The sequence below is a fragment of the Mesorhizobium sp. M1004 genome, assembly GCF_040318795.1.
Classification (GTDB): domain Bacteria; phylum Pseudomonadota; class Alphaproteobacteria; order Rhizobiales; family Rhizobiaceae; genus Mesorhizobium.
On sequence record NZ_JAMYNB010000009.1, the window covers coordinates 301,564 to 307,744 of the forward strand.

The window sequence follows — 6,181 nt, forward strand, 5'->3', positions numbered from 1 at the left end:
TGAACTCTGTGTGGGTTTACGGGAGGATGCTAAACATATTAGCGGTGTCCTGATGTTCGCGACGCTGCGTGGCGGCCTCCTCCACGGCGTGAAGGCTCCCTTGTGCAGTGGCCATTGTCAGCAGACTCGTGGCCTGGACATTTTGGATCATCGCATCGTGAATCTGCTTGAGGACCAGACCGTTGGTCACGGTGGCCTGCATAATATTTCCCGAGCGGGAAAGCTGACCAAGCGTGCCGGCGTTATCCTTAAGGCGCTTGTCCATCATGCCCAAAGTGTCGGCTGCAATAGCTGCGGCATTGGCGGCCCCGGCGATTTGTCCCTGTAACAGTTTCGCTTCTGAATCGGTGCCGTTGACTATCCGATTTGGGTCCTTCGCAATGTTACGGGCCATAATCGAAGCTGGCGCCCGAGCATCAAACATCTGCTCCTCCAGCTTATTGCTCGACGGGTAGTGATTTCCTTGGTTAAGTGAGCTTAGCAGTCCCGTGACAGCGAATGACGACGTTAGAATTGTCACCATTTCAATCGTGGTAGCGAGCGTCTCGATTGACCTCTCAAGGATCGCCGCATTGGAAAGCGCTGTTAAGGTCGCTTGTGTTTCTGTTACAGGGTCGCTGACGATAAATTGCGAACGGGCCTGTCCGTGAAGCAGAAGGGAAGCAGCAAGGGTCGTTACTGCAAGTTTGGCAAATTTCATGAATATTCCTCCGTCAGTCTTGAACTTCGTGGTACCGGGCCATGAACTTGTCGAGCCACCCACTTGGGGCGTCTCCGTGCTGGTTACGAAGCTGGTCGGCAAAGCGCACTGTGTTGGCCCGCCCCGAGAGTACGGCTACGTACTCGCGCATCTGCCCAAGATCGAATTCGCAAACAATACTCCCGCTATCGCGCTTGAGCAAAAACTTGCGGCTGCCGATTGCCATTCCCTGGCGGATTGCCTCGAACTCCTGCGCAGTGCACTTCAAGCCATCGACATACGCAGAGCGGTCCGCCGTCGGTGATGGGTAGAAAATTTTCGTCATACATTGCGCAACGAGACTAGCTCCGAGAGGCGATTCCAGAACGTGTTCAGGCTGCTGCGTTGCGAGTATCAACATGCCGTTGTTTTTGCGGACCGTGAGCAAGAACTTGTCGATAACGGCCGAGAATTGGGGGTTGAGTAGATAGAATCGAAATTCGTCGCAGCTCATGACGAACCGACGACCATCGACGATAGCGCCCACTCGATGCAGAAGGTATGCGGCGGCCGGTGCACAGACCTCCTCATATTCCAGGAGCTGCGTCATGTCGAAGCCCGTAATGGAGGCATCCAGCCTTACTTCGTCCACGTCGCCGTCAAAGGCCCATCCAAGCGCCCCCCCTCTACACCACCGCTGCAGCCGTGCTCCTGCGCCCTCGGAGGGGCTGTGCAATAGGAACTCGCGCAGGCCCGCAAGTGAGCGCATAGGGGGTTCGAACGAAAGCTGACGAACAATGCCGCGTTCCAGCCGACGGCTTTCCTCCGGCGAGATCGGACCACGGCCGTCACTCTCGATCAGGGCCATCAACCACTCGCGCAGAAAGTCCCGGGAGGCGGAGGTGTTGTCCAGTCCACGCAGAGGGGCCAAGCCGCTCGGAGCGCCTCTGCGCAACGCAAGATATGTCCCTCCCGTGGCTCGCACCAGCAGTTCACCACCCCGATCCTTGTCGAAGAAGACGATCGCACCATTGCGATCGACCAAGCTTTGCTCAAGCATCGCGAGGACAAAGGTCATCAGCGTCGTCTTGCCTTTGCCAACGGGCCCGAATATTGCCGTCATGCCGACGTCATTCTCATGGGGGATGTAGTCGAAAGAAGTTCCACCGTTTGTGCGAAAGCGCGCAACAGCATTGCCCCAGTGGCCGGAACTGGAACCGCTTGGGAAGTTCTCAAATGAGACGAGCCCGGCAAAATTGTGTGAGGTGATCGCCCCCGGGCGCGTGCGCCACCTGTTGTTCCCCGGAAGTTGGGACCAATATGCGGCCTCCATGCCGATGCCCTCTTGGACGATAACGGCGCCCGCGTCGGCCAGCCGTGCGCGGGCACTTGCTGCGCGATCTGCAAGGCTATTGAGGCTGTCGGCATAGACGCACAGGCTCAGATGATGCGAACCCATCACGAATTCGTTGCTTGCCAGTGCGTCCTCTGCCTCGGCAAGTTCATTGATCTGGGTGAGAGCCTTGTCGCCGGCACTCGTCATCTGGCTGGACTTAAGGCTTAGTTTGGCATGAGCTTGTGGGCGAGTGAGGAAGGAAAAGCTCTGGCTCAGGACAAGCGGGAAGTTGGCGGACAGCAAGGAATTTAGCATGCCCGGCCGCGTCGTCGCCGGATATTCACGGAACGAAAACAATGATCCGACGGAGCTATCCCCGGGCCTTCGAATCTCAAGCGCCCGCTTCCCGCAGATGACCTGGTCAGTGTAGATCGAGGCGCCAAGTGAGCCGGTAACCATCGGAACCGGAAGAAACCGGCAAGTCATCATGAGCCGAAGCGCCTCGCCGATTTCCGTGAAGAGCACGTTGCCTTTCTCACGAATGCCCAACCGGCGCAGACCGTAACCGCCGAGTGCGCCAGCAGTGATGTGCCAGAGGTCTTCCAGGCTCCGCATTTGGGTGGCTAGATCGTGCTCATTCCGTCTGCGGGACTTGGCAATCCGCAAGCCGATCTTGCCGATTGCGGTGCGGGGGGACACGATCAAAGTGAGGAAGTGATCGTTGCGAAAGAGCTTTCCCGACAGCACACGACGCTCGTAGGCCTCGCTCAGACTGCCAGCGAATGCACTTTGAAACTGGCGCGGCGCCGGCGCCGGCACATCGTTGTGTCTCACAAGATGAGCGTATATCGAGACATTGTCATCGGCGATGTTGCGCAAGAGAGTGTTGAACGCGCGGCAGCGCGAGTTGCGCATCTCAGCGTCTTCCAAATCAAAGGGCACACCGTTCACATGTGCCATGGCCATGATCGATCCGTCTTCCAGAAGGACAACCTGATCGCTTACGTGACCAACATACGGAAGGTAGATCTCGCCAGACCTCTCGGTCCGGCCGCTGGCGCCGAACATTACACCATTCCTCTTCCGCGTTTCGGCACTCTGATCGGATTGGCGCTGACGCTTGCGCCTCCCCAGACCGGCCCGTCCACGCTTCTGCCGGCCGTCTGCAAATAGAGCAGCACGACGCTTGCCGCGTTATAGTCACGCTCAACAACCAGCCGTGCTCCGAACCAGAGTGGCACGAGAACGATTTCGTAGAGCGGGTTCTGAAGGATAATGATAACAAGCCCAGCCAACATCATGAGCAATCCGGCCAGCGTCAGCGGCACCCCCAGAAACAGTGCGGGGCGCGTCGCCGCCACATAGAGGGTGCTCACTTCCAACCGGTCGCTCATCAGCCGCCGCCTATGAGCGCCTTGCCCAGGAAGCTGGCCCCGAACATGATGACGATCCCTCCAACGACACCCGCAACCAGGCCAAGTGAAGCACGACCGAACATCCAAGAGATACCGATGGCTACGAGCCCGAGCACGGCCAGTGATTGTCCAAAGGGGCCAAGTATGAACGTGCAGATATTCTGGACCATCTTGGCAGGATCCGTCCCTCCGGTCACCTGAGCCGCGGCTGGCCCGCTGTAGAAGACCGTCCACGCCGCGCCTGCAGCAGCGGCCGGTACATATTCAGCCGCCATGCGCAGCATGGAAAAAGGCGAAGGAACACGCGTTTTAAGCGCACGAAGTATCTTGAGTGGCGTCATCATTGCATCTCCATGTTTCAGTCGAATACGAGTTTGTTCGGGTTCGAGGGTTCCCGTGCTTTCGCAGCCTGGCTGCCTGTCGGATCGGAGGGATCGGCCCCGGAGCGGTCTGGCTGATACGAGCCCCAGATGTCCCAAGAATCTTGGTTGGGCTGCTTCTTTCTATTGGCCTGTTGGCTCTGCTGGAGCAGAGGCGGCACGGCTTTCCGACCGGGTGCCTCAAGGTGCGGCACATCTCGAGCAGTCGGCTCCAGCGTTCTCTCAAGGAGACTTGAGATGTCCTTTGCGGCCGACTCGACCTTGCGTACATAACCGTTGGCGAAGCCATGCGTGACGTCGCCCGTGTTATAGGCCGAGATGGCACGGCGAAGCGCCAGTTGCTGTGCCACAGCAGTGGTGCCGCCGGCATACCGGCTTTCAAGCAGGTGGGCGGCAGCCGAAAGCGAGGCGCAGGGCTCGAAAGCCCTTTCCGGCGTGAGATTGAGCATGGCAAAGTTCTTGCTGTTTATCTGCATCAATCCAACATCGACAGAATGTTGTGCTTCGAGGCGTTCCTTGATGCCCCGCGTGGCTTCCAGGTGGTCTATCCAGCGAAGCTGCTCACCTGTGGTGTTGTCATGAGCCACCAGCGTTTCAAAGCCACTTTCAATCTTGGCAATCGCGGCCAGGGTGGACGGCGCAACCCAGGGGGCGCATTTGCGCGACAGGCTGCGGAACTCACGCGGAGAAAGTGGCGCGGGCTCGGCTGGGAGTGACATGGATGTCATCAGGACGATGGCCAGCGGCCAAGCTGCAATAAACATTCCCTATCACCTACCTTTCCAAGCCGCCGGACGGGTTCTGGCCCTGTCCGGCACGCGCTTATCGGGGAGGTTTGTTACTGTGTGATGTTCAAGTTCAGCTTTTCGGTTTCAATTGAAGCAAAGACCGTGTTCGTATCAGCGTGGGTGAGCATCTTGCGCATGCGTGGGTGGCGCGGGCCCGATCAGCCAGCGACATCCGGAGCATCTTGGTACAATGACTCCTTTACAGGATTGCTCGTCCCGGCCGTCCGTTGCTCCTGGAGTGTGGGCCGCGACTTTGGCGTCATGGACGGTACTTCTGTCAGCGCCAAGCCAAGGACAAAATGGGGAGCTTGGCGGGCTTGTTCAGGCTCGGGATCACCGTGGGGAATCGACTAAGGCGATAAAGCGGCCCAACTTTGCCGGTATGCTGCCGGTCCTTAAAGAGCAGCCATGCGCGGCCCTGCATACTCAGATCATTGCTTGAGACGCGAGCTCGTCCGCGAAGCTGGCTCGAAGGCGCAAATCCGCGGCGGCGAGGGTCAACTGGGAAGACGTGGCGGCGCAGCCCATCCTGGTGCGAGCCTCGTTCAGCTGTTCGGCCGCCGCCGCCAAAGGGTGGATCATGCACAGTCCCATCGGCAGATAACCGCACGTCATTGACGCAGTCCGACGGCGCAATGGACAAGCATAGTGACACGCTCAAGATGGAGGAGTTGCAGTAACTGAGAAATGTTAGCCCGGACGTTCACCGCAACCGGCGACCTGCCGGTCGCCGAACAGCATTTGAGGCCGCCGGCCACCTTGGACGAAGCCGGCTTGGCAGGAGACACACTATTTTGCACAAGGCCGCTGCAGCGAATCACGGTCTTCTTCCGCCGACCGCCTCTCCGATCAAGCCAAACGCCGCGCTGCTCAACCATGTCCGAGCTGGATCCACGAGCCGGATGATATCGAGATGATCCAGGTCCGCAAACTCCAGGATGACCAGGATGCAAGGGCATAGCAGGAAACTTGGCATCCATGAGGTCGAACTTGAGTGATATTGGCAGGCCTGCACCAACGGGGGAGCTCGAAGCGAAAAAGCGAAGGACCACACGGCAGGGTCATGTCGGCGCTGGGACCTGTCTGGTGGCCACGGGCTGCCTTGGTGCGGTCAATTCGCTGGGGATGAAAAGAACAGGACGAGCACGGCCTCACATTGGCCGCACGCAACGGCGAGTGGTATCAAGGAGCAGCTGTTCTGGGTCGGTGCCCCAGGGTTGCTCGGCAACAGGTTTAGACAAGGGGATTCAAGATTGAAGGTGTGCCGTTGAAACATGTTCTTGTCATTGACGATGATGCCGCAATGCGGCGCCTCATCGCCGAGTATCTCACGATGCATGCCCTGAAGGTAACCGCAGTCCACGATAGCAAGCAGTTTGACTATGTTCTTTCACGTGAGCCAGTCGATCTCGTGGTTGTTGACCTTAACCTAGGCCGGGAGGATGGACTTGCGATCGTCCGCAATCTGGCGACAAAATCAGATGTTCCTATCATAGTGATCAGCGGCGACCGGCTTGATGAGGCGGAAAAAGTGGTTGCACTGGAGCTCGGCGCAACCGATTTCATTCCCAAGCCTTTCGGGA

General features: G+C 58.4%; 5 protein-coding genes and 1 pseudogene. 1 reads left to right on the forward strand and 5 read right to left on the reverse strand.

The features are described 5' to 3' along the window. Nucleotides 1-16: 16 nt before the first annotated feature. The 5 genes from NKH54_RS20430 to NKH54_RS20450 form a co-directional block, all read right to left on the reverse strand. Nucleotides 17-700 (reverse strand): TrbJ/VirB5 family protein, encoded by a 684-nt coding sequence (locus NKH54_RS20430; RefSeq protein WP_023673704.1) that lies wholly within the window; start codon nucleotides 698-700, stop codon nucleotides 17-19. A 13-nt stretch (nucleotides 701-713) separates the two neighbouring features. Then, nucleotides 714-3,083, reverse strand: coding sequence for a type IV secretion/conjugal transfer ATPase VirB4 (virB4, locus tag NKH54_RS20435; protein ID WP_023685155.1), 2,370 nt, complete (start codon nucleotides 3,081-3,083; stop codon nucleotides 714-716). Beyond that, a complete protein-coding gene (locus NKH54_RS20440; protein ID WP_023673706.1) occupies nucleotides 3,083-3,409 on the reverse strand; it encodes a type IV secretion system protein VirB3 in 327 nt (108 codons plus the stop codon). Before NKH54_RS20440 ends, virB4 begins: the two co-directional genes overlap by 1 nt. Continuing rightward, nucleotides 3,409-3,714 carry a pilin major subunit VirB2 gene (gene virB2 / locus NKH54_RS20445; protein WP_023673707.1) on the reverse strand — a complete coding sequence of 102 codons (306 nt, stop codon included), beginning with the start codon at nucleotides 3,712-3,714 and terminating at the stop codon, nucleotides 3,409-3,411. Before virB2 ends, NKH54_RS20440 begins: the two co-directional genes overlap by 1 nt. Nucleotides 3,715-3,788: 74 nt before the next feature. Beyond that, nucleotides 3,789-4,574, reverse strand: coding sequence for a type IV secretion system lytic transglycosylase VirB1 (locus tag NKH54_RS20450; protein ID WP_023673708.1), 786 nt, complete (start codon nucleotides 4,572-4,574; stop codon nucleotides 3,789-3,791). 1,291 nt (nucleotides 4,575-5,865) lie between these two features. Between NKH54_RS20450 and virG the strand changes: the two are divergent. Further along, nucleotides 5,866-6,181: pseudogene (virG, locus tag NKH54_RS20455) on the forward strand (two-component system response regulator VirG); the annotation flags it as partial.

Coding starts and splice junctions, on each gene's coding strand:
- NKH54_RS20430 (WP_023673704.1), bottom strand. CDS start 700: ATGAAATTTGCCAAACTTGCAGTAACGACCCTTGCTGCTTCCCTTCTG.
- virB4 (WP_023685155.1), bottom strand. CDS start 3,083: ATGTTCGGCGCCAGCGGCCGGACCGAGAGGTCTGGCGAGATCTACCTT.
- NKH54_RS20440 (WP_023673706.1), bottom strand. CDS start 3,409: ATGAGCGACCGGTTGGAAGTGAGCACCCTCTATGTGGCGGCGACGCGC.
- virB2 (WP_023673707.1), bottom strand. CDS start 3,714: ATGCTGCGCATGGCGGCTGAATATGTACCGGCCGCTGCTGCAGGCGCG.
- NKH54_RS20450 (WP_023673708.1), bottom strand. CDS start 4,574: ATGTTTATTGCAGCTTGGCCGCTGGCCATCGTCCTGATGACATCCATG.